Here is a 25,466-nt window from a genome sequence, read left to right on the forward strand (position 1 = left end):
CTCCCGCGCGCTCCATCGGCCCCCGCTCGTCGTCGCCGTCGCCCGCCCTCGCCGCAGGCGCCCGTGACGGTACTGCGCCGTCCACGGTAGTAGCGGTCACCGGGTCCGGGCGCGGCGCACCTCAGCCGTCCGGCTCCTCCTCAGCCAGCACCTGCTGCGCGACCCCGAACGCCCGGTTGGCCGCGGGGACGCCGGCGTAGACGCCGACCTGCAGGAGGACCTCCTGGATCTCCTCGCGCGTCAGGCCGTTGCGACGCGCCGCCCGCACGTGCATCGCGAGCTCGCCGTCGTGGTGCAGGGCCGCGAGCACCGAGAGCGTGACGATGCTGCGCTCCCGGCGGGCGAGCCCGGGCCGCGTCCAGATGCCGCCCCAGGCGTAGCGGGTGATGAAGTCCTGGAAGTCGGCGGTGACGTCGTCGGTGTTCGCGACGGCCCGATCGACGTGGGCGTCGCCGAGCACCGCGCGGCGCACCTCCTCGCCGGCGGGGTCCCAGTGCTCGGTGGAGGGGTGCGGGCTCACGGGTTCTCCTCGGTGTTCCTGGGTCGAGCTCCCCTATCGGCGTGCTCGTCCGGATGCTGCGTCTCCCGTGATCGGAGCAGGTCGTCGACGAGCGCGGCGGCCTCGCCCACGGCGCGGGCCGGGTCGAGCAGCGCGCGCGCCTCGGCGGCGGGATCGGCGGGCTTCTGGGTGTCCGGGAGACCGGCGAGGGCCTCGGCCAGCACGTCGGCGAAGGGCCGGTGCTCGTCCTGGGCGGTGCTCGCCGCGGTGGTGACGAGGTCCTTGGCGGCGACGTGCCCGAGCCGCTCGCGCAGCCCGGTGGTGGCCTGCTCGGCGAGCAGGAGCCCGCCGGTGACGTCCAGGGAGGCGGCGACGCGGTCCGGGTCGACGGCGAGGTGCGTGGTCGCGTCGGCGAGCCACGCCGCCCCGGAGCCGACGGTGCGCAGCAGCTCGGTGAGCGGGCGCCACTCGGCGTGCCAGGGCCCGGCGGCGCGCTCGTGCTCGTGCAGCGACGCGGCGGTGAGCACCGAGGCGACGAGGCCCGGCGCGGCGACGGCGGCGGCCCGCGCGGACACGGCGGCGACGGGGTTGCGCTTGTGCGGCAGCGTCGAGGACCCGCCGCGACCGGGGACGTCCTCGCGCACCTCGCCGACCTCGGTCTGGGCCAGCAGCACCAGGTCGGTGGCCACGGAACCGACCGCCGCGCCTGCGCGCCCGAGCAGGCCCGCGAGCTCGGCGATCCGCCCGCGCTCGGTGTGCCACGCAAGCGGGGGGTCGACGAGGTCGAGCCGTCGGGCCAGCGTGGCGCGCACGGCCCGTCCGTGGCCGTCGAACGCCGCGAGGGTGCCGACGGCGCCGCCGAGCTGGACGGCAGGCCGCCACGCGGCGAGCGCGTCGGCGGCGGCGTCCAGCCCCGAGCACCACCCCGCGGCCCGGAGCCCGACGGTGATGGGGGCCGCCTGCTGGAGCAGCGTGCGCCCGGCGGCGGGGCGGTCACGGTGTGCCGCGGCGAGGTCGGCGGCCGCGCCGGCGGCGGCGCGCAGGTCGGCCGTGATCACGCCGACCGCCGCGCGCGCGACCAGCATCGCCGCGGTGTCCATGACGTCCTGGCTGGTGGCGCCGCGGTGGACCCCGGAGGCCGCTCCACCGCTCAACGCCCTTCGCAGATGGGCGACGAGCGGCACGACGGGGTTCCCGGATGCGGCGGCCTGCTCGCCGAGGACGGTGGCGTCGACGGGGCGGCGGCACGCCTCGGCGATGGCGTCGGCGTCCTCGGGGTCGAGCGCGCCGACGTCGGCCGCGGCGGCCGCGAGTGCGGCCTCGACCTCGAGCAGGGCCGCGACCCAGGCGTCGTCCGCGACCGCCGCCCGGGCGGCCCCGCGCGCGAGCACGGGGTCGAAGAGCCCGGGGCGGTCGGTCACACGGGCATCATGCCTGGGCGGTGGCCCCCGCGTGGCGGACGCTGTGCGCGCCCTCGCCGAACTCCTCGACGATCTTCGCGCAGAAGGCGTCGAGATCGTTGGGGGTGCGGCTGGTCACGAGGCCGCGGTCGACCACGACCTCCTCGTCGACGGCCTCGCCGCCGGCGTTGCGGATGTCGGTGCGCAGGCTCGGGTACGACGTCAGCGTCCGGCCGCGCACGAGGTCGGCCTCGACCAGCGTCCACGGCGCGTGGCAGATGGCGCCGACCGGCTTACCGGCCGCGAAGATCGCCTGCACGAACGACACGACGTCGCCGCTCTGCCGCAGCTGGTCGGCGTTGATCGTCCCGCCGGGCAGGACGAGCGCATCGAAGTCGTCGGCCGAGACGTCGGAGATCGCCGCGTCCGGGGTGAACGTGTCGCCCTTGTTGATGTCCGAGTTCATCGCCTGGATCGCGTCGGTGGAGAGCGAGACCAGCGTGCTGCGCGCGCCCGCCTCGTCGACCGCAGCGCGCGGCTGCTCGAGCTCCGCCTGCTCCACGCCGTTCGTCGCGATGATCGCGACCCGCAGTCCGTCCAGTGCGCCGGCCATTCCGGGTGTCCTCCTCGAGGGTGGCTTCTGCGTGCTCACCCTTCGGGTCCCCGATCGGCGGGCGGCCCGAAACGGTCAGCGCTGCCGCAGCACGAGCCCGGGGGCGAGGGGGCCGGAGACCTCACGGGCGGCGGCCCACCCCGCGAGGGCGGTGGGGTCGACGCCGTGGCGGGCGGCCGCCGCCGGGGCCTCCGCGACGGTCTCCGCCCCGCGTCGGAGCAGCGACGACGCCCCGCGCGGGTTGCCGCGCTGCTCGTGGGTCAGGCCCACGGCGAGCTGGGCCAGGCCCTTCCAGAGCATCCGCTCGTCGGGCGGTGCGGCCTTCCACGCGCCCTCGAGCACGTCGTGGGCGTCGAACGGCCGGTCCCGGTCGAGGAGGTCCTGCGCGCGGGCGAACACCTCGTCCGGCGGGAGGTCCTCCTCCTCGTCGGGCCGGGGCACGCCCGTCGCGCCGCGGGGCAGCGGGCGGCCGCTGGCGTCGCGGGGCCGCGAGTTCTTCGCGCGTCCCGCCTCGTCCCGGTCCCGGTCGGCCACCACGCCGCAGACCCTAGGACTGCGAGCGCGAGCCCGTCTGCTCGGCGTCCGTCGTCGTCGCGGTCTCCTGGCCGTCCTGGCCCGCAGAGCCCGCAGAGCCCGCCGACGTCCCGCCCTCGGTGACGGCCGGGGTGTCGTCGTCCCCGCCGTCGTCGGACGTCTCCCTCGTCGCGTTCCGCGTCGACATCAGGCTGGTGACCGTGACGACGGCCAGCGTGGCGACGATGACCACCAGCGACAGCCAGGTCGGGATCTCCGGGATCGCCGGGTTCACGTCCTCGTGCAGGTACAGCAGGATCAGCTTGACGCCGATGAAGGCCAGGATGAAGGCCAGCCCGTAGCTCAGGTGCACGAGGCGGTCGAGCAGGCCGACCAGCAGGAAGTACAGCGCCCGCAGGCCCAGCAGCGCGAACGCGTTCGCCGTGAAGACGATGTACGAGTTCTGGGTGATGCCGAAGATCGCGGGGATCGAGTCGAGGGCGAACACGAGGTCCACCGAGAGGATCACCGCGACGACGATGAACAGCGGCGTGACGCCCCACTTGCCGTTGACCCGCGAGGTGAGCCGGCCGTCGTCGGACTGGCCCTCGTGGTCGCCCTGGTCCTCGTGCACGGTGACGAACCGGCGGACCACCTTGACCGCACGGTTGTCGTGCATGTCCTTCGGTTCCTGACCGTGCTGCCTGATCAGCGTCCACGCCGTGTACATCAGGAACAGGCCGAAGATGACGAAGACGAACGCGAAGGCGGAGATCACCGCGGCGCCGATGGCGATGAAGATCGCTCGCATCACCAGCGCGCCGATGACGCCCCAGAGCAGCACCTTCTGCTGGTGACGCTTGGGCACGGCGAACTGCCCGAGGATCACCGCGAAGATGAACAGGTTGTCGACCGAGAGGCTCTTCTCGACCAGATAGCCGGCGAAGTACTCGGTGCCCGACTGCGTGCCCATGGTGAACAGCAGGATCACGCCGAAGGCGACGGCGACCGCGACGTAGATGACCGACCAGAGCGTGGCCTCGCGGAAGCTCACCTCGTGCGGGGATCGCGCGTGCCAGATGTCGATGCCGACGAGCACGATGATCCCGCCGATCGTGGCTGCCCATGCCCAGAACGGGACCGTCACGCCTGCTCCTCGCCATCGCCGTCGTCGTGCTCGGGGTGTCGCGTTCGCCAACGGACGCGGTGGTCGGTCGGTTCCCCGGTGTGACGATACCGACCCGCGAGCGGTAACGACGTCGTTGTCCGAATTCCTGCCGTCTCACCCGGACGGGCGGAGAACGAGACGGGTCGGGGTGTCGGCCCCGGCATGATCGTCCGTCCCACCAGGGTCCTCCGGGTCGACCGACGGACCCGGAGGTGCGCGTGGGCCCTCGTCGGTCCGCGCTCGCCCTCGCCCTGGCCGGGGCGCTCGCCCTCGGGGCCGCCGCGCCGGCGCCGCCGCCCACGCCCCCGGACGGGCGGGTGCTCGACCAGCTCCTCGCCCCGCGCGGCGCGCCGGACCTCCCGGGTACCTCGTACCGCGAGTTCACGACGACCCTGCCCGACCCGCGGGGCGGCCCGATCCGGGGCGACGTCGTCGAGGTGGACCTGACCTCGCCCGCCGTCCGCGTCGACCTGCTCACCCCGCCGACGGTGGCGGCCGTGGCGACGGTGCCCGAGCTCGCCGGGCGCGCGGGGGCGGTCGCGGCGGTCAACGGCGGCTTCTTCGACGAGGGCGGCAGCGGCGCCCCGGTCGGCGCGGAGATCGTCGCCGGGGCGCCGCGGAGCTCCGGGGTGCCCGTGGGCCGGCGTCCCGCCCCACCGACGCCGCCCGGGGAGGACGCCGACACGGTGGTCGGCATCGACCGTGCCGGGCGTGCGCACCTGGCCCGCGTCCAGTTCCGGGGCCGGCTCGTCGCGGGACGCCGCACCGTGCCGCTGGCGGGCCTCGACGGCTACGCCGTGCCGGTGGACGGCGTCGGGGTGTTCGACCCGGCGTGGGGCGACGCGTCCCGCGAGGCGGCGACCTGCGGCTCCGACACCGACCCGCGCGCCGGGTGCAGCACCGACACGCTCGAGATCCGGGTGGCCGGCGGGCGGGTCACCGCGGTGGGACCGCCCGGCGGGGGCAGGCTGCCCGCCGGGACGCTCGCCCTCGTCGGGCGCGAGCGGGGCGCGGCGTCGCTGCGCGCCCTGCCCGTCGGCACCCGGGTCGCCGTCGACCACCGCTTCGACGCCGTCGACTCCCCGCCGCTGCGCGTCGCCGTCGGGGCCATCCCGATCGCGCGCGCCGGGCGTCCCCTGGCGGGCCTGCAGGCGACCGAGCGCGCGCCTCGGACCGCGGTCGGCCTGTCGACGGACGGGCGGCGGCTGTGGCTCGTCACGGTCGACGGGCGCCAGGACGCGAGCATCGGGACCACCCTCGCCGAGCTCGGGCGCCTGCTCACCGACCTCGGCGCGCCCGTCGCCGCGTCCCTCGACGGCGGGGGCTCGACGACCATGGTCCGGCGCGGGCGTGACGAGGGCCTCACCGTCGTCAACAGCCCCTCCGCCGACCCCCTGCGCGCCGTCACCGACGCCCTCGCCGTCCTCCCCCGCTGACCTGCGAGCCTGGGGACCACCCTGACGTCAGACGTCAGGAAGGCCCCCATCTCGATCGCGCCGGGTCGACCGGGCCGAGACGATTTCCGCCCCCACCCGGGAACACGCGGCGCCCTCGTGCGGTTGAATGAGATGTCCGGGCCGGGCGCCATGTGCCCCCGGGTCTCATTTAAGAAGGCCTCCAGGGACGATCGTTCGGCTGAAGCCCTGCTGTGCCGCGCGCCGCGAGGCGGCTCATCGCCCGGTCCGGACACCTGACACACGACGGCCCCCGCACCCATCAGGGTGCGGGGGCCGTCGTCGTCGCGGGGCGGGATCAGCCGCCCTCGCCCTCCGGCTGGCCGCCCGGGAGCTGCTGGCCGAACTGCTGGCCGCACTGCTCGTAGGCCTGCTGGACCGCGGCCGGGTTCGGCTGGTTGTTGGCGTTGTTGACGCAGTCCTGCAGCTGCTGCAGCGAGTTGGCGCCGCCGAAGTTGAGGAACGCGACGGCGAAGAAGATCACCAGGATCTGGGTGATGACGCCGAGGATCAGCATGATCACGCCGAGCACCAGGCCGGTCGTGGCCGCGCCACCGTTCGTGGCCTGCAGCGACTTGACCCGGCCCCGCCCGACGGAGCCGAGGATGACGGCCAGCAGCGCCAGGATGATCGTGACGATGCCCAGGAACGGCACCCAGACGATGACGATCGACAGCAGCGCCAGGATGCCGAACACCAGCGCCGCGGTCCCCATGCCGTTACGCGGCTTGGGGGGCGTGGCCGGCTGGCCCCAGCCCGGCGGGTTGCCGCTCTCGTCTCCGTAGGACTGCTGCCAGCCCTGTTGCCCCTGCTGGCCGTAGCCGTCGCCCGGAGTGGTCACGTCGAAAGTCCTCTCGCGCCTCGAAGCTCCGGCCGACGGCCGGGCGGTCATCGTGCCACCGGTACCCGTTATCCCTGGACCCCACGGCGCGGAGAGCCACCGAGATGGGGGCTTTCCTGACGTCGGACGTCAGCATGGCCCCCAGGCTGACGCGGGAGAGTCAGTGCAAGGACGCCGCGTGGGCGCGGGCCTCGTCCTGGCGGCGCTGCTCGGCGCCGGTCGCGATGGGCGCGCCGATCCAGGTCTCCGGGATGCCGAAGGCGTCGACCAGCGCGCGGGCGTGGGGCCGCAGTTCCTGGCACAGGCGGTTGACCTCGGCGGTCACGGTCTTGGCCCGCGCGGCCGAGATGCGCCCGTGCTCGAGGAACCAGCCCTTGTCCTCCTCGATGACCGACAGCGCGTAGAGGTCGCACACCTTGCCCAGCAGGGCCCGTGCGGACGGGTCGACGGCGGCCTCGACGCCGCGCACGAAGGCGTCGAGCACCAGGCCGTCGAGGTGGCTGCGCGCCGCGCGCAGGAGGTGGTCCTGCGCGTTGTTGAAGATCGCGAACTGGCGCTCGGCGGAGAGGCTCTTGTCGCGCGCGGGACGCAGGCGGCGCACGAGGCCGTCGAGCGTGTGCTCCTCGCGGTCGTCGAGCAGCTTGACCTGCCAGGACCGGTCGAGCACGTCGTCCTCGTCGCGGCCCGGCGCCACGGCGCGCAGCCGCTCGGCGAGCTGGCGCAGCGAGGTGCGCTCGGCGACGGTGTCGAGCACCTGGTCGGCGACGAAGCGCACCGTGCCCAGGGTGTCGAGGTTGCCGAAGTCATCGGCGTAGCCCGAGATGAGGCCCTTGGCGACGAGCTGGAGCAGGACGGTGTTGTCGCCCTCGAACGTCGTGAAGACATCGGTGTCGGCGCGCAGTGCACCCAGCCGGTTCTCCGACAGGTAGCCCTGCCCGCCGCACGCCTCGCGACAGGCCTGGATGGTGGCCGTGGCGTGCCAGGTCGTGAGCGCCTTCGTGCCCGCGGCGCGCGACTCGAGCTCGCGCTGACGCTTCTCGTCGACGTCCCCGCCCGCCTCCCGGGTGGTCTGGATGTCGTGGAGCATCTCGACGAGCTCGTTCTGCGCGAACCGCAGCGCGTAGGTGCGCGCCAGGCCCGGCAGCAGCTTGCGCTGGTGGGCCAGGTAGTCGAGGACGGTGATCTCCTCCTCACTGCCCGGCGCCGCGAACTGCCGGCGCGCCTCGCCGTAGCGCACGGCGATGGTCTGGGCCAGCGACGCGGCGCCCACCGCGCTGCCCGAGACGCTCACGCGGCCGCGGACGAGCGCGCCGAGCATGGTGAAGAAGCGGCGGTTCTCGCTCTCGATCGAGCTCGAGTACGTGCCGTCCTCGGCGACGGCGCCGTAGCGGTCGAGGAGGTTCTCGCGCGGCACGCGCACGCCGCGGAACGCCAGCCGGCCGTTGTCGACGCCGTTGAGCCCCTCCTTGTGCCCGTCGTCGGTGATCTCGACGCCGGGGAGCACCGCGCCGTCGTCGTCGCGCAGGGGGACGAGGACGGCGTGAACGCCGTGCCGCTGTGCCTCCTCTCCTGGCCTGCCCGTGTAGAGCTGCACGAACACCGCCGCCATCCGCCCGTCGCGGGCGGCGTTGCCGATGTAGTCCTTGCGCGCCGACTCGGTCGGGGTGTCGACGACGAACTCGCCGGTGGCGGCGTCGTAGGTCGCCGTGGTGTGCACCGACTGGACGTCCGAGCCGTGGCCGGTCTCGGTCATCGCGAAGCAGCCCGGGAGCGAGAGGTCCATGACACCGGGCAGGAAGCGCGCGTGCTGCTCGGCGTTGCCGAGCGCCTGGATCGCGCCCCCGAACAGGCCCCACTGCACCCCGCTCTTGACCTGCAGAGACAGGTCGGCGAAGGCGAGCATCTCGAAGGAGACGACCGAGGCGCCGATGTCCCCGCGCCCGCCGACGGCGGTGGGGAAGCCGTGCACCGCGTGGCCGTCGTCGGCCAGGCGCCGGAGCATCTCCCAGATCTCCGCGCGGTAGCTCTCGACGTCGAGCCCGGGGTCCACGCGCAGCTCGGCGAAGTCGGGCCGGTCGCGGATCTCGTCGCGCACGGTGTGCCAGCGCCCGTCGAGGGTGCGCTGCACGGAGGCGACGGTGGCCGGGGTGACGTCGTCGGGAGAGAGACGACTGGACGGGCTACTCACGGGGTCCCTCCGGGGGAACGGGTTCGTGATCTCGGGTGTGCCCCGTCAGGACGCGGACGACGCCGCAGCGGGCGTCACAGTGCGCGAGAGACCCGACCAGGCGAGGTCCGCCAGCTGCCCGGCCAGTTCCTCGCGCTCGAGGTCGGGACGGGTGGCCAGCCATTGGTCGCCCGCGGCGCGGACCATGCCCACGAGGGCGTGGCCCCACGTCTGGGCGGGCGAGGGATCGCGGTTCTGACGGCGCAGCTCGGTCGAGATGATCTCTGCGATGTGGTCGCCGATGACCGTGCAGAGGTCGCTGACGGGGTCTTCGCTCTCCGGCCGGTCGAGCTTCGGGGGGCGCATGACGTAGCGGTAGACCTCGGGGTCGGCGGCGATGAGCCCCAGGTAGGCGTCGATGCCGGAGACCAGCGTGCGGCGGGGGTCGTCCGACGCCTCGCGCATGGCCGTCTGGAGCTGCCCGACCAGCGTGGCCGCCACGCGGTCGCAGACGGCCAGGTAGAGGTCGTTCTTGTCGGCGAAGTGCCGGTAGACGACGGTCTTGCTGGTGCGGGCCTGCGCGGCCACCTGGCTCATGCCCACCTCGGCGCCGTGCGCGCGGATGGCCATGATCGTGGCGGCGGTGAGCTCGTGACGCCGGGCGCGGCGGTGCTCGTCCCAGCGGCTGGAACGCCGATCACGGCGCGGCCGGGTGTCGCGGCCGGTGTCGTCCTCGCGCTCACCACCGCGACCCGCGTCGGAGTGATGCGTGGAACGTCGGCTCACGTTACCGACGGTACCTGATACTTTCGGGTAACTCCGGCGGCACGGCGCACGTCACGCAGCCGTGACCCCCCGCGGAAACCACCGCACCCCTGCGAGATCAGGAGAGATCGTGGCCTCCACATCGTCCTCGGCCGCATCGTCCCGACCGCCGCTCCCCCGCCGCGCGGCGATCGTCGGTGCCAACCGCATCCCCTTCGCCCGGTCCAACGGCGCCTACGCACGCGCGTCGAACCAGGACATGCTCACCTCGGCCCTCGACGGCCTCGTGGCGCGGTTCGGGCTCGCCGGCGAGCGTCTGGGCGAGGTCGCCTCCGGTGCTGTCCTCAAGCACAGCCGCGACTTCAACCTCACCCGCGAGGCCGTGCTCGGCAGCCGGCTCTCGGCCGCCACACCGACCTACGACCTCCAGCAGGCGTGCGGCACGAGCCTGCAGACGACGCTGCAGGTCGCCAACAAGATCGCCCTCGGCCAGATCGAGAGCGGCATCGCCTCGGGCGTCGACACCACCAGCGACGCCCCGATCGAGGTCAACGACGACCTGCGCCGGGTGCTGCTCGAGGCGAACCGCGCCAAGTCCACCGCGGGCGTGCTCAAGGCCCTCGCCGGGCTGCGCCCCGGCCAGATCGTCCCGGAGATCCCCGCCAACTCCGAGCCGCGCACCGGCATGTCCATGGGTGAGCACGCCGCCCAGACCGCCGCGGCCTGGGGCATCAGCCGCACCGCGCAGGACGAGATCACCGTCGCGAGCCACCACAACCTCGCGGCCGCCTACGAGCGTGGGTTCTTCGACGACCTCATGACCCCGTTCCTGGGGCTCACGCGCGACAACAACCTGCGCGCGGACTCCACGCTCGAGGGCCTGGCCAAGCTCAAGCCGGTGTTCCGGCCCGCGGGCTACCCCGACACCGAGGCCACGATGACCGCCGCCAACTCCACGCCGCTCACCGACGGCGCCGCCACGGTGCTGCTGGCCAGCGACGAGTGGGCCGCCGCGCGCAACCTGCCCGTGCTCGCGCACTTCGTCGACGCCGAGACGTCCGCGGTCGACTACGTGCACGGCGACGAGGGCCTGCTCATGGCCCCGGCCTACGCGGTGCCGCGGATGCTCGAGCGCAACGGCCTCACGCTGCAGGACTTCGACTTCTACGAGTTCCACGAGGCGTTCGCCTCGACGATCCTCGCCACCTTCGCCGCGTGGGAGGACCCGATCTTCTGCAAGGAGCGCCTCGGGCTCGACGAGCCCCTCGGCTCGTTCGACCGGTCCAAGCTCAACGTCGTCGGCTCGTCGCTGGCGACCGGGCACCCGTTCGCGGCCACCGGCGCCCGCATCGTCCCCACCCTGGCCAAGCTGCTGCACGAGAAAGGCCAACGAGACGGCTCAGGCGGGCGCGGCCTGATCTCGATCTGCGCGGCCGGTGGTCAGGGTGTCGTCGCGATCCTGGAGGCCTGAGCACGATGAGCAACGACTGGTACTCCGACTTCGTCAACTCCGGCTTCGGCAGGTCGATCGCCGGCACCGTCGGGCTCCCGCCGGTGCCGCAGCTGCGCCGCTACGAGCCCGGCCAGCCGCTGCTGTCGGGCCCGGCGCTGCTGGGCACCGCGACGGCCGACGGCCGCGTCGCGAAGGTCGTGCGCTCGCTGCTGACCGACCTGGGCATCGAGGTCCACGACGACCCGAACGCTGCGGTCGGCGGCGGCTCGTCGTCGTCGAAGGTCGCGGCCGGCATCGTCGACGCGACCGGCCTGTCCGGGCCCGCCGACCTCGCCGAGGTCCAGGCCTTCCTCACCCCGGTCATGCGCCGGATCGGTCCCTCGGGCCGCATCCTCGTGATCGGTGACGTGCCCGCCGAGGCCACGTCGCCCGCGGTCCGCGCCGCGCGCCGCGCCCTCGAGGGCCTCGTGCGCTCGGCCGCCAAGGAGGCCCGTTACGGCGCGACGGTGAACCTCGTGCACGTCGCTGATGACGCTGTCGGTGCGGACCTCGAGTCGACGCTGCGCTTCTTCCTCTCGTCGCGCTCGGCGTTCGTGCACGGCCAGCGTCTCGACGTCGGCACGGTGCCGGGCTTCTCCGGTTCGAGCCAGGGTGTCGACTGGGACAAGCCGCTCGCCGGCCGGACCGCGGTGGTCACCGGGGCGGCCCGCGGCATCGGCGCCACCGTCGCCGCGACGCTGCGCCGCGACGGCGCCACCGTCATCTGCGTCGACGTGCCGTCGGCCGGCGACGCCCTGGCGCGCACGGCCAACGACATCGGCGGGACCGCGCTGCAGCTCGACATCACCGCCGACCACGCACCCGCCACGCTGCTCGACCACGCGCAGCGCCACGGCGGGCTGGACATCGTCGTGCACAACGCGGGCATCACCCGCGACAAGCTGCTGGCCAACCAGGACCGCGACCGCTGGAACTCGGTCATCGACGTCAACCTCAACGCCCAGCTCGCGATCAACGACGCGCTGCTCGGCTCCGAGGTGTTCCACCGCGGCGGGCGCATCGTCACGGTCTCGTCGATGGCGGGGATCGCCGGCAACCGCGGTCAGACCAGCTACGGCGCCTCCAAGGCCGGCGTCATCGGGATGGTCGACGCGACCGCCCCGCTGCTGGCCGAGAAGGACGCGACCATCAACGCGGTCGCGCCGGGCTTCATCGAGACCGCGATGACCAAGGCCATGCCCGTCGGCACCCGCGAGGCCGGGCGGCGCCTGTCGTCGATGACCCAGGGCGGGCTGCCGGTGGACGTCGCCGAGACGATCGCGTGGTTCGCCCAGGGCGCCTCGTACGCCGTCAACGGCCAGGTGCTGCGCGTCGACGGCCAGAACTACCTGGGGGCCTGATGACGATCGAGACGCTCGACGGGCCCCCGACCCTGGGGGTGCTCTACGGGCGGGCGCTGCTGACGGCGCGCTCGGGCGGCTCCTCGCTGCCCGACCGCCGCCTGGACCTGCCCGGCGTGCGCATCGACGCCTCGCTGGTCGCCGACTACGACCACGTCTGCGGGTTCTCCGTCGGCGGCGTCGTGCCGCCGACCTACCCGCACATGCTGGCGTTCCCGCTGCAGATGCGGCTGATGACCGACCGCGAGTTCCCCCTGCCCGCCCCGGGCATGGTGCACCTGCGCAACGTGATCACCCAGCATCGTCCGCCGGAGGTCGGCGAGCCCCTGCGCGTCGCCGTGCACGCCGACCACCTCGCCGCGCACCCCAAGGGCGCGCAGGTCGACCTCGTCACCGCCGTGACCGACGCCGACGACGTCGAGATCTGGGGCTCGCGCAGCACGTACTTCGTGCGCGGGGCGCCGGCGCCCGACGGCGAGCCCTCCGCGCCGCCGGAGCCCGACCCGCAGGTGGGCCGGCTCCCGCACGCGGTCTGGCGGATCCCCGGTGACATCGGGCGCCGCTACGCCGCGGTGTCGGGCGATGTGAACCCGATCCACGTCAACGGCCTCGCGGCCAAGGCGTTCGGGATGCCCGGCACCATCGCCCACGGGATGTGGACCAAGGCCCGCGTCCTCGCCGCGCTCGCCGGCCGCCACAGCCCGGCGTTCACGGCGGACGTGGTGTTCAAGGCGCCGGTGCGCGCGCCCTCGAAGGTCTACCTCCACACCGCCGAGGCCGACGGGGGCTGGGACGCGAGGCTCGTGAGCCCGAAGGGCAAGGACCACCTGCTGCTGACGTTGCGCGAGGCCTAGCCAGGCCTTTCGCAACGAACGCGCTGTTCGCTGCTTCTATGAGCACGAACTCCCCGTTCGCGCCGGGATCTCCGACTGCGAGGTCGTCGCGAGCGGGGAGTTTCGGCGCCTAGAAGCAGCGAGATACCCGTTCGCTGCAACTTGTGTCATGCAAGCAGGGCTCCGTAGGCTCCGGCCGTGCTCGGGAAGACCTACGACCGCGAGGTGTGCTCGGCCGCGCGGGCGCTGGAGCTCGTCGGCGAGCGCTGGAGCCTGCTGATCGTGCGCAAGGCGCTGTACGCCGGCGCGCGACGCTTCGGCGACTTCCGCTCGCTGGGCATCGCGACGAACGTCCTCGCCAGCCGTCTCGACGGGTTCGTCGAGGCGGGGATCATGGAGACCGACGGCCCCGAGTACCTGCTCACCGAGCAGGGCCGGGAGCTCGCGACCGTCGTCGTCGCCCTCACCGCCTGGGGTGACCGCTGGCTCGCCCCCGACGGGCCGCCCGTCCACTACACGCACACCGGGTGCGGCGGCGACGTCGCCCCGCGCCTGGTCTGCGAGTCGTGCGGCGTCCTGCACGACGTCGGCGAGGTGCACGCGCGTCCCGGCCCCGGCATGCCCGCCGAGATCGCGGCGCGCATGACTCAGAGCGAGATCGTCCCGCCGCGCGCCACGTAGTCGACGCGGTCGCCCCAGCCACGCCTCTCGACCTCGGCGGTGAACGCCGAGAGCGGCGAGCGGAAGCGGTCGTAGTCGTCGACGTGGATCGGGGTCGCTCGCCGAGGCGCCACCGTCTCCAGCACGTCGGCGCCCATCCGGCCGTCCATCGTCACGACGATGCCGCCGGGCAGCGTCGTCCCGCCGAGGTGCAGGACGGCGCGGTCGACCTCACCGATGTGCTCGCGGATCTGCCGGATGCCGTCGAACGGCAGCGTGTCGCCCGAGAGGTAGACGCGGCGCAAGGTCTCGCCCGCCGGCGACCGGAACTCCAGCAGGCTCCCCATCACCGGCGGGAGCACCCGCTGCAGCGGGCCCGGCGCGTGCTGGCCGGGCAGCGCCGTCACCTCGAGCGTCGCCCCGTCGGGCCGGACGAGCGTGTGCGACTCCCACGTCCGCAGCCCGAGCGCCCGCCGGAAGCCCTGCCGCGACTGCAGCGTGCGGGACGCGGCGGGCGTCGTCACGACCGGCAGCGACCGGTCGAGCGACCGTCGGGCCACGCGATCCCAGTGGTCGCCGTGCAGGTGCGACAGGACGATGCCGTCGAGCGCGGGCAGCTCAGCGGGGGTGCACGCGGGCTCGGTCAGGCGCTTCGACGTGAGCCCCTTGCCCAGGTACGCCCGCTGGCCGCGGTGCAGGAAGTTCGGGTCCGTGAGGATCGTGAACCCCCCGCACCGCAGCAGCGTGGTGGCCGTCCCGATGAAGTACAGGGACGGCTCCTCGGAGTCGGTCACGGCGACAGGACGACCTTGATGCACTCGTCCTGCTTCTTCTGGAAGATCTCGTACCCGTGGGCCGCCGACTCGAGCGGCAGCCGGTGGGTCTCGAGGTCGTGGACGCCGAGCGGGTCGTCGTCGGTCAGCAGCGGCAGGATCTCGGGGGTCCAGCGCTTCACGTGGGCCTGGCCCATCTGCAGGCTGATGCCCTTGTCGAAGATCTTGAGCATGTTGATCGGGTCGGCCGTGCCGCCGTAGACGCCCGAGAGCGACACGACGCCGGCCCGACGCACGGCGTCGACGCACCCGACGAGCGCGGCGGTGCGGTCCACGCCCGCGACCTGCATCAGCGGCGCGGAGATGGCGTCCGGGAGCTTGTTGACCATCTTCTGCGCGAGCTGCGGGATCGCCGAGCCGCCGTGGGCCTCCATGCCCACCGCGTCGATCGCGGAGTCGGTGCCCCGGCCGTCGGTGAGGTCACGGATCGCGGTGGTGACGTCGTCGACGACGCTCGAGTCGACCACCTCGATGCCGTGCCGGCGTGCCATCGCGTTGCGCTCGGGGACGCTGTCGACGGCGATGACCCGGGCGCCCCGGTGGCGGGCGATCCGCGCCGACATCTGCCCGATCGGGCCGAGGCCGAACACGGCGACGCTCCCGCCCTCGGGGATGCGCGCGTACTCGACGGCCTGCCACGCGGTGGGCAGCACGTCGGAGAGGTAGAGGAAGCGCTCGTCGGCCGGGCCGTCCGGGACCTTGATCGGCCCGAACTGCGCCTGCGGCACCCGCAGGTACTCGGCCTGGCCGCCCGGGACCTGCCCGTAGAGCTTCGTGTAGCCGAAGAGCGACGCGCCCATGCCCTGGTCGCGGTTCTGGGTGGTCTCGCAGGCGGCGAACCACTGGCGCTCACACATCCAGCAGTGCCCGCAGGAGATGTTGAACGGGACGACGACGCGGTCGCCGACCTTCAGGTCGCCGGTCTCGGACCCGACCTCCTCGACGACGCCCATCGGCTCGTGGCCGAGGATGTCGCCGGGGTCGAGGAACGGTCCGAGGACCTCGTAGAGGTGCAGGTCCGAGCCGCAGATGGCGGTGCTCGTGACCTTGATGATCGCGTCCGTCGGTGCCTGGATCGTGGGGTCCGGGACCGTCTCGACCCGCACGTCGCCCTGACCCTGCCATGTCAATGCCCGCATGGGACCGGGGCTGCCCGACGACGTTCCGGCTCGAAACGGGGCGCCGGTCGCGGACCTGTTCGGCCGCCGTTCACCCTCCCGGTTCCGCGCGGACGCACCGCGGACCTAGCGTCGTCGCGACCACCACATCCGGACACACGGGAGATTCCGTGGGCCTGCTCCCCCTCCACGTGCACCGCCGCCCGCACGGCAGGCCGGCCCTCGCCTGCCGGTACCGGTGCGGTGACGCCTGCGCGCGCCCGGCGCCCAACCCGACGGACCACACGCCGTTCCGCGAGGTCGCGGGCGCGGCACTGAGCCGCCGTCGGATCCTGCAGGCGGGCCTGGTCGCGGGGGTGACCGGGACGCTGGCCGCGTGCGGCGTCGGCAGCTCCGCCTCGCCGGCTCCCGCCGCGGGCGGCGCACCGGCCCCGCTCCCGTCCCCGTTCGGCTTCGCCGCGGTCGCGCCGAACACGCTGGACGCGGTCGTGGTGCCGGAGGGGTTCGCGCAGCAGGTGGTCATCCGCTGGGGCGACCCGGTGCTGCCCGGCGCGCCCGCGTTCGACCCGGACGCGCAGACCGCGGCGGCGCAGGCCCGGCAGTTCGGGTTCAACAACGACTTCCTCGCGCTGCTCGACGTGCCCGGCAGCCCGGGGCGGGCCCTGCTCGTCGCCAACCACGAGTACTCGACCGAGCCGTTCATGATCCCGGGCTACGACCCGGAGGCGCCCACCCCGGAGCAGATCGCCATCGGCATGGCGGCCCACGGCATGTCGGTGGTGACGGTGGAGCGCGATCCCGCGTCGGGCCGGCTCACCCCGGTGATGGGCGCCGCCAACCGGCGGATCACCGCGACCACCCCGATGACCCTGACCGGCCCGGCGGCCGGCGACGCCCTCGTGCGCACGAGCGCCGACCCCGAGGGCCGCACGGTGCTCGGCACGCTCAACAACTGCGCCGGCGGGGTCACGCCGTGGCGCACGGTGCTCACCGGCGAGGAGAACATCGACCAGTACTTCGCGAACGGCGAGGTCGTCGGGGACCCGGCGCTCGTCCGCTACGGCATGGACGGCGGCGCCACCGACCGCAAGTGGGAGCGCGTCGACCCCCGCTTCGACCTGACCCGCGAGCCCACCGAGCCGAACCGCTTCGGCTGGATCGTCGAGGTCGACCCGTTCGACCCGGCGTCGACCCCGCGCAAGCACACTGCGCTCGGCCGCTTCAAGCACGAGGGCGGCAACGTGCGGGTGGGGCCGACCGGCACCGTCGCGGTGTACATGGGTGACGACGAGCGGTTCGAGTACCTCTACAAGTTCGTCTCGTCCCGCACCCACCGCCCGGGCGCCACCGCGGCCGACCGGGAGTCGAACGCCCGCCTGCTCGACGAGGGCACCCTCTACGTCGCACGATTCGGCGTGGACGCGCCGGCGCCGGGCCCCGACGGCGGCGGCGAGTGGCTGCCGCTGGTGGAGTCGCTCGCCGACGGCACCGGGCGCTCGTTCGTCCCGGGTATGACCGCGGCGCAGGTGCTCGTGCACACCCGCCTGGCCGCCGATGCCGTCGGCCCCACGCCGATGGACCGGCCCGAGGACGTCCAGCCGCACCCGACGACCGGGCGCGTCTATGCCGCGCTGACCAACAACGACGAGCGCGGCACGCCCGGCAAGCCCGGCGCCGACGCCGTGAACCCGCGGAACGAGAACACGAACGGCCAGGTCCTCGAGCTCGTCGAGACCGGCGACGACGCCGGCGCGCGGACCTTCTCCTGGTCGCTGCTCCTGGTGTGCGGCGACCCGGCGGCGGCGGACACCTACTTCGGCGGGTTCCCGAAGGAGCAGGTCAGCCCGATCTCGTGCCCCGACAACATCGCGTTCGACACCGCAGGCAACCTGTGGATCGCCACCGACGGCAACGCGCTGGGGTCCAACGACGGGCTGTTCGCGGTGCCGCTGGAGGGCCCGCAGCGCGGGCGCGTCCAGCAGTTCCTCACCGTGCCGCGCGGCGCCGAGACCTGCGGGCCGGTGCTCGAGGAGCGGCTCGCGATGGTGTCGGTGCAGCATCCCGGCGAGTCCGACGACGGCAGCCTCGCGAACCCGACGTCGCACTGGCCCGACGGCGGGACGAGCATCGCCCGCCCCGCCGTCGTCACCGTGTGGCGCGCCGACGGGGAGGCGCTGACGCGCACGTGAGTGATGTGGGTCGTTCCGACGACCCACATCACTCACGTGGGCCTCCGGCCCCTCACACCTTGACGATCATCTTCCCGGTGTTCTCGCCGCGGAGCATGCCGCGGAAGGCCTCGACGGCCCGGTCGATGCCCTCGACGGTGGTCTCGCGGAACGTGACGCGGCCCTCGGCCACCCACGGGGTGACCTCCTCGAGGAACGGGCGCATGCGGTCGATCGAGTCGGTGACGATGAAGCCCTGGATCGACAGGCGCTTCTTGACGATCTGGAAGAGGTTGGCCGGCCCGGGGGTCGGGTTCTCGTCCGTGTCGTTGTAGTGCGCGATCGCCCCGCAGGCGGCGACGCGGGCGAAGTCGTTGGCGCACGCGATGGCGGCCTCGAGGTGGTCGGCGCCGACGTTGTCGAAGTAGACGTCGACGCCGTCGGGCATGGCCTCGCGGAGCTGGTCGGTGACCGAGCCGTCCTTGTAGTTGAACGCCGCGTCGTAGCCCAGCTCGCCGGTCAGCCAGGCCACCTTGTCGGCGCTGCCGGCGCTGCCCACGACGCGCGAGGCGCCCTTGAGCTTGGCGAGCTGCCCGACGAGGCTCCCGACCGCGCCGGCGGCGCCCGAGACGAACACCGCGTCGCCCTCGCGGAACGCGGCCTTGTCCAGGAGGCCGACCCAGGCGGTGAGGCCGGGCGCGCCGAGCACGCCGAGGAACGCCGACGGGCTCACGCCGTCGGGCGCCGAGACCTTCTGCACCTGCTTCGCCGGCACCACGCCGTGCGTGCGCCACGCGAGGTTGGCCGTCACGAGGTCGCCGACGGCGACGTCGTCGCTGCGGCTCGCGACGACCTCGCCGACCGAGCGCCCGTCCATGGCCTCGTTCAGCCGGAACGGCGCCACGTACGAGGGGACGTCGTTCATCCGACCGCGCATGTAGGGGTCGACGGAGAAGTCGTGGTTGGCGACGAGGACCTCGCCCTCGCCGGGCTCGGAGAGCTCGCGGTCGACGAACGCGAAGTCGTCGGGTTCGGGGAACCCGGAGGGGCGGCGGACGAGGTGGACCTCGCGGGCGGTCACGGTCCCTGCAGTGGTCGAGCGGCTCATGGAACCAGGGTGCCCGTCCCACGCGTGTCGATGTCGTGACGCGGGTAGCCCCGAGCTTGAGCCGGGTCCGCTCACCCTCCAGGGTGTGACATGAGTCGACCCGACTCAGGAATGAATCGATCCCCGCGATCGCTGACAGGGACAGTGCCGGCGCCCCAGCCGGCGTGGACCCCCACTGAGGAGCTTCATGACCAGCGCCTTCGGGCCCGGTGGCGCCGGGTCCGGCCCGTTCGACGACTTCCTCGCCTCCTTCCTGGGCGGGTCGTCCCCCCGAGGCGTCCAGCGCATCGACATCACCCAGCTCATGACCGAGCCGGCCCGCCAGCTCGTCGGCGCGGCCGCGCAGCAGGCCGCCGAGCGGGGCAACACCGATCTCGACGCCTGGCACCTCCTGCTCGTCGTCACCCAGGTGCCGCCGCTGCGCCAGCTGCTGTCCGGAGCAGGCGCCGACCCCGAGGCCCTCGCGCGCATCGCCGACGAGCAGCTGCCGCGCGGCGAGGCACGCACCGAGCCGCCGTCGCTGACGCCGACGGCCAAGCGCACCCTGCTCGACGCGCACCAGATCTCCCGCGCGCTCGGCTCCAGCTACATCGGCCCCGAGCACATCGTGCTCGCGCTGGCCGCGAACAACGACAGCCCCGTGGGCCGCGCGCTCGGCGCCCAGGGCGTCACGCCGCAGTCGCTGCAGCGCTCCGCCGCGTCCGGTGGTCAGCGTCCGAGCAGCGGCCAGGGTGGCACCGGTGGCGGCGACAACGCCGACTCCAGCACCCCGACCCTCGACCAGTTCGGCGTCGACCTGACCGCGAAGGCGCGGGCCGGCGAGCTGGACCCGGTGGTGGGCCGCGAGGACGAGGTCGACCAGACCCTCGAGGTGCTGTCGCGTCGCACCAAGAACAACCCCGTGCTCATCGGCGAGGCCGGCGTCGGCAAGACCGCGGTGGTCGAGGGCATCGCACAGCGCATCGTCGCGGGTGACGTCCCCGAGCAGCTCGAGGGCAAGCGGATCGTCCAGCTCGACCTCTCGGGCATGGTCGCCGGCACGCGCTACCGCGGTGACTTCGAGGAGCGGATGACCAAGGTGGTCACCGAGATCCGCGAGCACTCCGACGAGCTGATCGTCTTCATCGACGAGATCCACGGCGTCGTCGGCGCGGGTGGCTCATCCGAGGGCGGCATGGACGCCGGCAACATCCTCAAGCCGGCCCTGGCCCGCGGCGAGCTGCACATCGTCGGCGCCACGACGCTCGACGAGTACCGCCAGTCCATCGAGAAGGACGCGGCGCTGGAGCGCCGCTTCCAGCCGGTGCTCGTCCCCGAGCCCTCGATCGAGGACACGATCGCGATCCTGCACGGGCTGCGCGACCGGTACGAGGCGCACCACCAGGTGCGGTTCACCGACGAGGCACTCACGGCGGCCGCCGAGCTGTCCGAGCGCTACGTCACCGACCGGTTCCTGCCCGACAAGGCCATCGACCTCGTCGACCAGTCCGGCGCGCGGAAGCGGCTGCGGGCCAAGGGGCCGCACACCGACTCCCGTGAGCTCGAGCGCAAGCTCGAGTCGCTGCAGCGCGACAAGGACCAGGCCGTCGCGGACGAGGACTACGAGCGGGCCGGCGCCCTGCGTGACGAGATCGCGCAGGCCCAGTCGCAGCTCGAGGAGGCCCGTTCCGACCGTCGTTCCGGTCAGACCGGTGTTCTCGAGGTGACCGTCGAGGACATCGCCGAGGTCGTCTCGCGCTCGACCGGCATCCCGGTCAGCCAGCTCACCGAGACCGAGCGGGACCGCCTGCTCGCCCTCGAGGAGCAGCTGCACGAGCGTGTGGTCGGCCAGGACGACGCCGTCGCGGCGATCGCCGAGGCCGTGCGCCGCTCGCGGGCGGGTCTGGGTGACCCGGACCGTCCGATCGGCAGCTTCCTGTTCCTCGGCCCGACCGGCGTCGGCAAGACCGAGCTGGCCAAGGCCCTGGCCGCGCAGATGTTCGGCGACGAGGACCGCATGGTCCGCGTCGACATGAGCGAGTTCTCCGAGCGGCACACCGTCTCGCGGCTCGTCGGGTCGCCCCCCGGCTACGTCGGGTACGGCGAGGCCGGCCAGCTCACCGAGGAGGTCCGCCGTCGGCCGTACTCGGTGGTGCTGCTCGACGAGATGGAGAAGGCCCACCCCGACGTCTTCAACACGCTGCTGCAGGTGCTGGACGACGGGCGGCTGACCGACTCGCAGGGCCGCACGGTCGACTTCCGGAACACGGTGCTGATCATGACCAGCAACGTGGGCTCGGAGCTGATCACCACGAACACGCAGGCGCTCGGGTTCGCCCCGTCGAACCAGAGTGCGGACCAGTCGCTGCAGGAGCGGCTCATGCCGCGGCTGCGTGAGTCGTTCCGGCCGGAGTTCCTCAACCGGATCGACGAGGTCATCGTCTTCAAGCGCCTCGACGCCGCGCAGCTGCGCCGGATCACCGACCTGCTGCTCGACGAGACCCGCGAGCGCCTGTCCGCCATGGACATCGGCATCGCGGTCACCGAGGCCGCCGTCGACCGCCTGGCCGAGCTGGGCTTCCAGCCCGAGTTCGGGGCCCGGCCGCTGCGCCGGACCATCCAGCGCCAGGTCGGCAACCGGCTCTCGGCGATGCTGCTCTCCGAGGAGCTGCACGGCGGGCAGACGGTCACGGTCGACGTGGCCGACGGCGAGCTGACGTTCGCGGTGTCCGACGACCCGGTCGCCGTCTCGCCGGTGACGGCCGGCTGACGCTCGTAGGTACTGCGCGAAGGGCACCTTCGGCCGCTCTATGCGGCTGGAGGTGCCCTTCGCGCGTCACGGGGTACCTGGCCGGGAGACATCATCCGAGCAGGCTCTGAGCAGGCTCCGAGCACGAGGAGGACCCCGTGAGCGCGTCCGTGGGCGACCGCATCCGCATGCACTCCAACCACACCGACGTCCCCGACAGGGTCGGCACCGTGGTCGGGGTGCTCGGCGAGGACGGCCCGCCCTACCGCGTCCGGTTCGACTCCGGCGAGGAGACGATCGTGACCCCGGGCCCGGACGCGACGTTCGAGGCCGGGTCCCTGTCGGAGAAGGCGGGCCTGGCCGCCGAGAAGGTGGAGGAGAAGGCCGGGGAGCTCGCCGAGAAGGCGGGCCAGGCGGCGAGCGACGCCACCGGGACCGCGGCGCGCGCCGTGGCCGACGTCGCCGACCAGGTCGCCCAGCGGTTCCAGCGCTGAGGATCGCGACAGCCCACGGCGTGTCGCGCCGGCGAGGATGTGGCGATCCTGGCGTTCAACGCAAGCGTGGACGCAGGGCTGGCACGGCAGTGCCGGAGTAGCGGCTCAGCGCTCGAGCGCGGACCGGTCGCCGCCGCCCTCGAGGGACGGCGGCTTGCGGGTCACCGACACCCCGCCCATCAGGGCCAGGCCGGACACGCGCACGCGAGGGCCGTCCGGGCGTCGCGGCACGCCCGAGCCGTCCTCGAACCCGCCCATGAAACCGACGCCGTCCTCGATCACCGTGGTGTCGGGGTCGACGGTGACGTCGATGCCACCCATGATCGCGACGGCCTGGATCGTCACCTCGACGCCGGCCGGGACGCCGCGCAGGTCGAGGGTGATGCCACCCATGATCGCAATGGCGCCGATGGCGAGCCCGGCGTCGTCGAGGCGCGCGTCGCGGAAGGACAGCTCGGCGCCGCCCCAGAACGCGAACACCCGGTGGGTGAGCCCCGGGGTCCACTCGCCGCGCTTCTGCGCGCCCGAGAGCACGGCCACCGAGGTCGTCGACGAGGGTCGGTCGAGCCGCCCGAGCGGCCGCCGCATCGAGGTGTCGGTGCCGGGCACTGGATCAGCGGGACGGTCGACGGGCCGGAGGTCGGCGGTGATCGGCGTGAGGTCCCGCCGGAAGATCGCGGCGTAGGCGTCGCGCAGGCGCTCGTCGCCCTCGACCATCGTCAGCCGCCCGTCGGCGACCGCGGTCCGCACGACCTCCGCGACCTGCTCCCGCTCGGCGTCGGACGCGCGTATCGGCGGCGGCTCGGCGGGCACGGCCGGGGGACGCGAGGGTGCGTTCGCGCCCTGCTCGTCGGGCGTCTGGTCGTCGGACGCCGGCTCGGTCATGGCCGGGAGGATAGGCGGGCGCCGGGGTCGGCGGGAGCACCGTCCGGCGTCCCGCCGGCCACGGGCAGGTCGACGACGAACCGCGTCTCGCCCGGACGGCTGGTGATCCGCAGCGTGCCGCCGTGCTCGGCCACCACCGCGGAGACGATCGACAGCCCGAGGCCCGTGCTGCCGGTGGTGCGCGCCCGGCCCGAGTCGCCGCGGGCGAAGCGCTCGGCGACGTGGGGCAGCAGGTCCACCGGGATTCCGGGGCCGTCGTCGGCGACCGAGAGCCGCACCACCGCGCGTCCGTCGTCGCCGGTCGCGGGGTGCAGGCCGACGGTGACGTGCGTGCCCGGCGGGGTGTGGGTGCGGGCGTTGGCGAGCAGGTTGGCGACGACCTGGTGCAGCCGCTCGGGATCGCCGACGACTTCGGGCAGGACGGCGTCCTCGTCCTCGTGCCCATCGCCGAGATCCAGCGCCCAGCGGTGCTCGCGGGCCGCGGCGTGGGCGTCGGTGACGGCGTCGACGACGACCCGGGCGAGGTCGACGCGCTCGCGCGCCAAGGGCCGGCCGGCGTCGAGGCGGGCGAGCAGCAGCAGGTCCTCGACCAGCGCGGTCATCCGCACGGTCTGCGACCCCATCCGCTCGAGCAGGCCCGCGACCTCGGCCGGCAGCTCGTCGGCGTGGCGCGCGGCGAGCTCGTTGTACCCGCGGATCGCGGCGAGCGGGGTGCGCAGCTCGTGGCTGGCGTCGGCGACGAAGCGCCGCAGCCGGGTCTCGCTCTCCTGCCGGGCGGCGAGGGCGGCGCCCACGTGCCCGAGCATGCGGTTGAGCGCGGCGCCGACCTGGCCGACCTCGGAGCGCGGGTCGGCGTCGACGTCGGGCACCCGGTCGGCGAGCTCGACCTCGCCCGAGGACAGCGGCAGCTCCGAGACCCGGCGCGCGGTGGCCGAGACGCGGTGCAGCGGGCGCAGGGTCAGGCGGGTGGCGACGGCCGCGGCCACGCCGGCGACCACGACGCCGATCCCGAAGATGATCGCCTCGCGGACCACCAGCTCGCCGACGGTGTCCTCCAGCGCGTCGGTGGACAGGCCGACGACGGTGACGGTGCCGTCCTCGCCCGCGGCGGCGGCAAGCCGGAAGCGGCCGAGCTCCTCGAGATCGACGGTGCGCGGCGGCCGGCCCGGGGTCGTCGCGATCGCGGGCGCCACCTGCGTGGGATCGACCGGACGGCTCGTGCCGGGGCGCCCGAGCAGCGCCGCGCGGACGACACGGCCGTCGTCCACGGTGACCTCGAGGGTGTTGGCGGGACGGTCGGGGCCCCCGCCGATGAAGCCGCCGCCCGCATCGGGCGGTGGCGGCCGGCGGTCGGGGTCGCCCGGCGGCGGGTCGCTGCGGAAGCGGGCGATCTCCGTGACCTGCGCGTCGAGCTGCCGGTAGAGGTACCCGCGCAGCGAGAGCGCCGCCCCGACCCCGACGACGAGGAAGACCACGGTCAGCAGCAGGACCGTGGTCACGACGAGCCGACTCTGCAGCGAGGCCACGCGCCGCAGCACCGGCCCGGTCACTCCGCGGCCGGCTTCAGCAGGTACCCCGCCCCGCGCACGGTGTGGATCATCGGCGCGCGGCCGGCGTCGATCTTCTTGCGCAGGTAGGAGATGTAGAGCTCGACGATGTTCGACTGGCCGCCGAAGTCGTAGTTCCAGACCCGGTCGAGGATCTGGGCCTTCGAGAGCACGCGGCGGGGGTTGCGCATCAGGAAGCGCAGGAGCTCGAACTCGGTGGCGGTGAGCTCGACCGGCTCGCCGCTGCGGGCGACCTCGTGGCTGTCCTCGTCGAGGGTCAGGTCGCCAACGGCCAGCGTCGCGTCGCCGCGGACGGCGGTCGCGACCGCCGCGCGCCGCAGCAGGCCGCGCAGGCGGGCGACGACCTCCTCGAGGCTGAACGGCTTGGTCACGTAGTCGTCCCCGCCGGCGGTGATGCCGGCGACCCGGTCCTCCACCGCGTCGCGGGCGGTCAGGAAGAGCACCGGGACGTCGGGGCTGTCGGCCCGCAGGCGGCGCAGCACCTCGAAGCCGTCGATGTCGGGGAGCATCACGTCGAGGACGACGACGTCGGGACGGAACTCCCGTCCCTGCCGCACGGCGCCCAGCCCGTCGCCGGCGCTGCGGACGTCCCAGCCCTCGTAGCGCAGGGCCATGGACAGCAGCTCCGCCAGCGTCGGCTCGTCGTCGACGACGAGCGCCCGGACCGGCGTGCCGTCGGGTCGGCGCAGGTCGGCACGGGTGGCGGCGTTCATGACACGCAGCCTGTCAGCCGACCGTCGGCCCCGGCTGGGTGCTTCCTGTGCGGGAGCTGTGCGAGACGGTCACGCAGCGCGAAAG

22 protein-coding genes are annotated in these 25,466 nt (G+C 73.7%); 8 read left to right on the forward strand and 14 right to left on the reverse strand.

What is annotated here, in order from left to right; all coding sequences use genetic code 11:
* Positions 1–121 precede the first annotated feature (121 nt).
* The 5 genes from pcaC to OG774_RS16430 form a co-directional block, all read right to left on the reverse strand.
* A complete protein-coding gene (pcaC, locus tag OG774_RS16410) occupies positions 122–520 on the reverse strand; it encodes a 4-carboxymuconolactone decarboxylase (RefSeq protein ID WP_328302309.1) in 399 nt (132 codons plus the stop codon).
* On the reverse strand, positions 517–1,920 hold the full coding sequence (locus tag OG774_RS16415; RefSeq protein ID WP_328302311.1) for a lyase family protein: 1,404 nt from the start codon (positions 1,918–1,920) through the stop codon (positions 517–519). Before OG774_RS16415 ends, pcaC begins: the two co-directional genes overlap by 4 nt.
* Before the next feature lie 7 nt (positions 1,921–1,927).
* The gene (locus tag OG774_RS16420) at positions 1,928–2,512 is read right to left on the reverse strand and encodes a type 1 glutamine amidotransferase domain-containing protein (RefSeq protein WP_328302313.1); all 585 of its coding nucleotides are present in this window, start codon (positions 2,510–2,512) and stop codon (positions 1,928–1,930) included.
* A 75-nt stretch (positions 2,513–2,587) separates the two neighbouring features.
* On the reverse strand, positions 2,588–3,049 hold the full coding sequence (locus tag OG774_RS16425; RefSeq protein WP_328302315.1) for a DUF309 domain-containing protein: 462 nt from the start codon (positions 3,047–3,049) through the stop codon (positions 2,588–2,590).
* Positions 3,050–3,059: 10 nt separating this feature from the next.
* Positions 3,060–4,172 carry a TerC family protein gene (locus OG774_RS16430; RefSeq protein ID WP_328302317.1) on the reverse strand — a complete coding sequence of 371 codons (1,113 nt, stop codon included), beginning with the start codon at positions 4,170–4,172 and terminating at the stop codon, positions 3,060–3,062.
* A gap of 239 nt (positions 4,173–4,411) precedes the next feature.
* Between OG774_RS16430 and OG774_RS16435 the strand changes: the two genes are divergently transcribed.
* A complete protein-coding gene (locus OG774_RS16435; RefSeq protein WP_328302319.1) occupies positions 4,412–5,629 on the forward strand; it encodes a phosphodiester glycosidase family protein in 1,218 nt (405 codons plus the stop codon).
* A 316-nt stretch (positions 5,630–5,945) separates the two neighbouring features.
* Here OG774_RS16435 and OG774_RS16440 read toward each other — a convergent pair whose 3' ends face one another.
* From OG774_RS16440 to OG774_RS16450, 3 genes are all read right to left on the reverse strand, one after another.
* Positions 5,946–6,488: a DUF4190 domain-containing protein gene (locus tag OG774_RS16440; protein WP_328302321.1), complete on the reverse strand. Its 543-nt coding sequence runs from the start codon at positions 6,486–6,488 to the stop codon at positions 5,946–5,948.
* Positions 6,489–6,648: 160 nt separating this feature from the next.
* On the reverse strand, positions 6,649–8,616 hold the full coding sequence (locus tag OG774_RS16445) for an acyl-CoA dehydrogenase family protein (RefSeq protein ID WP_328302323.1): 1,968 nt from the start codon (positions 8,614–8,616) through the stop codon (positions 6,649–6,651).
* 105 nt (positions 8,617–8,721) lie between these two features.
* Complete coding sequence (locus tag OG774_RS16450) at positions 8,722–9,441, reverse strand: TetR/AcrR family transcriptional regulator (RefSeq protein WP_328302325.1); 720 nt, start codon at positions 9,439–9,441, stop codon at positions 8,722–8,724.
* A 109-nt stretch (positions 9,442–9,550) separates the two neighbouring features.
* On the opposite strand from OG774_RS16450, the gene OG774_RS16455 reads away from it, so the two are divergent.
* The 4 genes from OG774_RS16455 to OG774_RS16470 all read left to right on the forward strand — a co-directional run bounded on the left by OG774_RS16455 (position 9,551) and on the right by OG774_RS16470 (position 13,787).
* The gene (locus tag OG774_RS16455) at positions 9,551–10,891 is read left to right on the forward strand and encodes an acetyl-CoA C-acetyltransferase (protein WP_328302327.1); all 1,341 of its coding nucleotides are present in this window, start codon (positions 9,551–9,553) and stop codon (positions 10,889–10,891) included.
* A gap of 5 nt (positions 10,892–10,896) precedes the next feature.
* Complete coding sequence (locus OG774_RS16460; RefSeq protein ID WP_328302329.1) at positions 10,897–12,273, forward strand: 3-oxoacyl-ACP reductase; 1,377 nt, start codon at positions 10,897–10,899, stop codon at positions 12,271–12,273.
* Positions 12,273–13,127: a MaoC family dehydratase gene (locus OG774_RS16465; protein WP_328302331.1), complete on the forward strand. Its 855-nt coding sequence runs from the start codon at positions 12,273–12,275 to the stop codon at positions 13,125–13,127. Before OG774_RS16460 ends, OG774_RS16465 begins: the two co-directional genes overlap by 1 nt.
* A gap of 177 nt (positions 13,128–13,304) precedes the next feature.
* A complete protein-coding gene (locus tag OG774_RS16470) occupies positions 13,305–13,787 on the forward strand; it encodes a winged helix-turn-helix transcriptional regulator (RefSeq protein WP_328302333.1) in 483 nt (160 codons plus the stop codon).
* Here OG774_RS16470 and OG774_RS16475 read toward each other — a convergent pair.
* Positions 13,754–14,560, reverse strand: a complete 807-nt coding sequence (locus OG774_RS16475; protein WP_274195977.1) for an MBL fold metallo-hydrolase — start codon at positions 14,558–14,560, stop codon at positions 13,754–13,756. The genes OG774_RS16470 and OG774_RS16475 overlap by 34 nt on opposite strands.
* Positions 14,557–15,738, reverse strand: coding sequence for a zinc-dependent alcohol dehydrogenase (locus tag OG774_RS16480; protein WP_328302336.1), 1,182 nt, complete (start codon positions 15,736–15,738; stop codon positions 14,557–14,559). Before OG774_RS16480 ends, OG774_RS16475 begins: the two co-directional genes overlap by 4 nt.
* A 149-nt stretch (positions 15,739–15,887) precedes the next feature.
* On the opposite strand from OG774_RS16480, the gene OG774_RS16485 reads away from it, so the two are divergent.
* Positions 15,888–17,906 carry a PhoX family protein gene (locus tag OG774_RS16485; RefSeq protein WP_328302338.1) on the forward strand — a complete coding sequence of 673 codons (2,019 nt, stop codon included), beginning with the start codon at positions 15,888–15,890 and terminating at the stop codon, positions 17,904–17,906.
* Positions 17,907–17,958: 52 nt separating this feature from the next.
* Here OG774_RS16485 and OG774_RS16490 read toward each other — a convergent pair whose 3' ends face one another.
* Complete coding sequence (locus OG774_RS16490) at positions 17,959–18,993, reverse strand: NADP-dependent oxidoreductase (protein ID WP_328302340.1); 1,035 nt, start codon at positions 18,991–18,993, stop codon at positions 17,959–17,961.
* 187 nt (positions 18,994–19,180) lie between these two features.
* On the opposite strand from OG774_RS16490, the gene OG774_RS16495 reads away from it, so the two are divergent.
* Positions 19,181–21,742 carry an ATP-dependent Clp protease ATP-binding subunit gene (locus OG774_RS16495; protein WP_328302342.1) on the forward strand — a complete coding sequence of 854 codons (2,562 nt, stop codon included), beginning with the start codon at positions 19,181–19,183 and terminating at the stop codon, positions 21,740–21,742.
* Positions 21,743–21,879: 137 nt separating this feature from the next.
* Complete coding sequence (locus OG774_RS16500) at positions 21,880–22,215, forward strand: DUF1918 domain-containing protein (protein WP_328302344.1); 336 nt, start codon at positions 21,880–21,882, stop codon at positions 22,213–22,215.
* A gap of 105 nt (positions 22,216–22,320) precedes the next feature.
* On the opposite strand, the gene OG774_RS16505 is transcribed toward OG774_RS16500, so the two are convergent.
* The 3 genes from OG774_RS16505 to OG774_RS16515 are packed head-to-tail and all read right to left on the reverse strand — an operon-like array spanning position 22,321 to position 25,381.
* Positions 22,321–23,100: a DUF1707 SHOCT-like domain-containing protein gene (locus tag OG774_RS16505; RefSeq protein ID WP_328302346.1), complete on the reverse strand. Its 780-nt coding sequence runs from the start codon at positions 23,098–23,100 to the stop codon at positions 22,321–22,323.
* A complete protein-coding gene (locus OG774_RS16510) occupies positions 23,097–24,599 on the reverse strand; it encodes a sensor histidine kinase (RefSeq protein WP_328302348.1) in 1,503 nt (500 codons plus the stop codon). The genes OG774_RS16505 and OG774_RS16510 overlap by 4 nt, the downstream gene beginning before the upstream one ends.
* A 47-nt stretch (positions 24,600–24,646) precedes the next feature.
* Complete coding sequence (locus OG774_RS16515; RefSeq protein WP_328302350.1) at positions 24,647–25,381, reverse strand: response regulator transcription factor; 735 nt, start codon at positions 25,379–25,381, stop codon at positions 24,647–24,649.
* Positions 25,382–25,466 lie beyond the last annotated feature (85 nt).

The organism is Actinomycetospora sp. NBC_00405 (assembly GCF_036044095.1).
Classification (GTDB): domain Bacteria; phylum Actinomycetota; class Actinomycetes; order Mycobacteriales; family Pseudonocardiaceae; genus Actinomycetospora; species Actinomycetospora callitridis.